3 protein-coding genes are annotated in these 3,453 nt (G+C 64.4%); 1 reads left to right on the top strand and 2 read right to left on the bottom strand.

Annotated features, from left to right (window positions below; genetic code table 11):
- The first annotated feature begins 270 nt into the window (after window positions 1–270).
- A complete protein-coding gene (locus tag ABGB11_RS42235; protein WP_347641332.1) occupies window positions 271–1,002 on the top strand; it encodes a DUF190 domain-containing protein in 732 nt (243 codons plus the stop codon).
- On the opposite strand, the gene ABGB11_RS42230 is transcribed toward ABGB11_RS42235, so the two are convergent.
- Window positions 974–2,689 (bottom strand): ATP-dependent helicase, encoded by a 1,716-nt coding sequence (locus ABGB11_RS42230; protein ID WP_347641331.1) that lies wholly within the window; start codon window positions 2,687–2,689, stop codon window positions 974–976. The two genes, ABGB11_RS42235 and ABGB11_RS42230, sit on opposite strands and share 29 nt — an antisense overlap.
- Window positions 2,686–3,453 (bottom strand): hypothetical protein (locus ABGB11_RS42225; RefSeq protein WP_347641330.1); only part of this gene is annotated, 768 nt, incomplete at its 5' end. The genes ABGB11_RS42230 and ABGB11_RS42225, both read right to left, overlap by 4 nt.

Below are 3,453 nucleotides of genomic sequence, written 5' to 3'. Positions count from 1 at the left end.
TCACCATCTTCACTGCCTCTTCCCGGTATTCCGGGGAGAATTTCCTCTTCGGACGAGCCAAATCACTACCTTTCCGGACCACCCCATTGTAGTGGGGTCACTGTCCGGAATCTTCGGGGCGCTTCAGCATGGTGCTGGTGGCGGGTCAGGCGGGTGGAGCCGTCTGGCGGCCACGGCCGCCAACGGTCCCTATCCACGCGATAGGAGACGGTGTGCGCGCGACCAACCCGCCCCCGGACGCCAACAACCCCCTGCCTGTCGGAGCGCCATATGAGGCTGCACGGATCCGCCGCCCGACTGACGATCTACATCAGGGAGAACGACCAGTACCACCACCGCCCCCTCTACGCCGAGATCGTCCACCGAGCCCACAAACAAGGCCTCGCCGGCGCCACCGTTCTACGCGGCCTCGAAGGCTTCGGCGCCTCCTCCCACATCCACACCGGCAAACTGCTCTCCCTCTCCGAGCACCTCCCCATGGCCATCGTCATCGTCGACACCCACGCCAAAATCACTGACTTCGCCATCGACCTCGAAGCCCTCGTACCCGCCGGCCTCATCGTCCTCGACGAGATCGAGGCCTACCGACGATCACCCCCAACGGCCATTCCACCACGCGCAGATGGTGGAAGCAGCGCTGAGCGCAGCCTGCCGCGTACGCTCCCAGCCGTGCGCCCGGCCGATGCTGTCGCGTGCCGGCCGCTGGCCTGGTTGCGGCTCGCGGGGTCTGGCGAGTGGCGGGCGGTCGTGCCCCACGCCCACGTGACCGGGGACCTGCCGTGGTTGTGGCGCATGCTGACCGACGTGCGCGACGGCGCGATCAACGCGCGGTGGCCCGCAGGCGAACCGGTGCCTTGCGCCTCGACACTCGCCATTCCCATCAGGTACGGAGGTATCCAGGAAAGAGCGGCAGACAGCAGCGGTGCAGATTTGCCCGTCCCATGTTCTCGCGATCATCCTGCAACTTCACGAATCAAGAGATCACCTGGTGATCGACACTGAACTGGGTCAAGAGCGCCGTGATCTCACCGAGCTCTTCGTCTCGGACTGCCATTCCGAGCAATCTCCGAGCGCGAGTGACTGCGACGTACATGATCCGGAGTTCCTCATTCTCTGCGGGATCCTCTTCCCGCCATGCGGCGGCAGTTCCTGTCTCAGGCAGCATGACCAATACGGCGTCGGCTTGATCGCCCTTGACCTGGTGGACGTTGTCCATCCTTGGCCCCGCCATCTGCGCAGGGTCCTTCGCTGTGATGACCGGTCGTCCCCTGAGATGGCCAGCGGTGCCTTTCGGTGCCGCGCTGGACGGTGAGCGGACGTTCTTCATAGTCGTGTTGACGTCCGTGCTCCACGCAGGATGAGGTTGTGGGAGTTCTGCTAGGAACGCATAGCCTCTCCTGAGAAGATCGCCGACTTGGAGATCGTGTGCCTTGCAGATAGAAGCGGGGCTGCCCGAAGAGCCCGGAAACCAGTATCCGAGTAGGACCGAGGCAGCTACGCGGCAGGCCTGCTCGATCTTGTCGGCGTCCGCGATACCGGAAGCGATGACCTGGTAGGCCCTGGCCAGACGGGTGATTGGGTTGCCGCCGCGCTCCGAAGAGGGAATCGGGAGAGTCGCCCGGCGGCGGGCCGTGACCAAGCATGACGTGGCCGGGATGCTGAACCGCTCCGCGTGCTGGCAGAACACCCTTGCGGTGTCGATGCCGCTACTGTGGACGGCCTTTGCGCTCCTACCGAACGTGGTGGGCAGGATCAGTACCGGCGGGTCGTCGTGGTGACCGGCGATCGACAGGTCTGGGGAACGCGCTCCCGTGCGCAGCGTGGCCGCGAGTGCGCAGATCGTCGGAGTGCTCCGGCGATTGCCCGTGAGTTCGACCGTCGAATCGAGCTTGGCGGTGAAGTCGGTGAGAGCTTTCCGGTCGGCCTCTCGCCACCCATAGATCATCTGATCCGGGTCGCCGACGACAGTGAGTTTGAGCCCCGCGGCGTGGAAGGTATCCAGGATCGCGATTTCAGTGGTCGAGCAGTCCTGGGCCTCGTCGATCATGATTTCACTGAACCGGGAGCGCAACGGGACCAGAACTTCGTCTGGGCGTTGCCGTAGGTGCTGCCATGCCAGGATGCGGCTCTCATGGCAGGTGAGGTACCCCTGCTTCATGAGTTGATTCCGGACGCGTTTCGCCTCCTCTTCCCAGTGCCGCCATGGGCGCCGGGTGCCGTGGAAGGCCTGCCGTGCGGAGCGGTCCAGTGCCTCCACAGGGACGCTCTCGACACCGCTGCAGGGATCGAAGGTGAACGTGAACGCGTCGAGCGGCACGGTCCGATCGAGTTGGACAGTGGCGCGAACTGCTGACCAGGAGTCGAACAGTTGCCAAGGACGATCTGTGGGAAGGTGAGGAAACACGAGGAAGTCCCAGATGAAGGAGTCCATCGTGCCGATGAAATGGGGAAAGCCCGCCAGGTCGGCTCGTCCCTCGGCGCGGCAGCGCTCGGCCATTTGGTCTCGGGCCGTCCTCGTGAACGAGATGAGAGCTCGTCCATGCCGAAGCAACGAAGCCGGTTGCGCCAGGTGACGCGAAACGATCACGTGGGTCTTGCCCGCTCCGGGGCATGCTTGGACATACAGCGGCGCCAGCGCGGTGATCGCCTTCTCCTGCTGTGCCGCGGCCAGTTCCTGATCGGTGGTCATCGGCCACCCTCTTCATCCGGGTCTGCCGCGGTGATGAAACGGATCGCCTCAGCCAGGTAGGCCGGCACGGCAAAACCGCAGCCAGGCGTCAGCAAGTCGGCCAAGGCATGCGCGAACTCGGGCTTCGAGATCGTTGTTCCCGGCTCCTTGTCGTCGAACAGCTTCCCGAACTCCGCTGCCCGCTGTGGTGCTGGAGTCTTCCGGACGTTGTCCCAGCGGTCACCGGACTTCGGGGCGCATTCCAAGAAGGCACACCCAAGGAGTTCCTCGTTTCCAGGCAGCATCAGCGCTGGTTCGAGGGTGGGGGCTGCGGCGAAGACACCGAAATCGGTCATGCCCGCATCAAGGGCCATTTGACGCGCCCTGCCGATCCGGGATGGCTGGCCCGCTCCCGGTTCCCGGTCAGTGTCCGTGATGATCCCAACCCGGCGGGCCACCCGAGCATCCTTCACCGGGTTGATCAGCACCTTCAGGTAGGGGGTGAAGTTCACGCCGTCCACCTGGACGAGCGTGGTCCCGTAGAACCGCTCTATCGCCTCATGGGCATGCCTCACCTCATCCTCGTCCGTGGTACCGGACGGTGTCAGCACCAACTCGGCCAGAGCCGGCAGGAGCAGGGCCTCAGACATTCCCTCCACTAGGAGTCTGCTGAACAATCCTGTGGATTCTCCCAGCCGGGCGGTGCCCGGCTGGGAGAATTTTGGTGTGCAGGGTGAGAGCCGGATCGATCGTGAGTTGTTGGACGCGGCGGCGTTGGTGGGGCA

The sequence above is a fragment of the Actinomadura sp. B10D3 genome (assembly GCF_039871695.1).
Lineage (GTDB): Bacteria > Actinomycetota > Actinomycetes > Streptosporangiales > Streptosporangiaceae > Spirillospora > Spirillospora madurae.
This window is presented reverse-complemented; position numbering and strand designations above follow the sequence as displayed.

What these genes read in the sequence shown, in the direction of transcription:
- ABGB11_RS42235 (WP_347641332.1), top strand. Translation starts at nt 271, where the DNA reads ATGAGGCTGCACGGATCCGCCGCCCGACTGACGATCTACATCAGGGAG.
- ABGB11_RS42230 (WP_347641331.1), bottom strand. Translation starts at nt 2,689, where the DNA reads ATGACCACCGATCAGGAACTGGCCGCGGCACAGCAGGAGAAGGCGATC.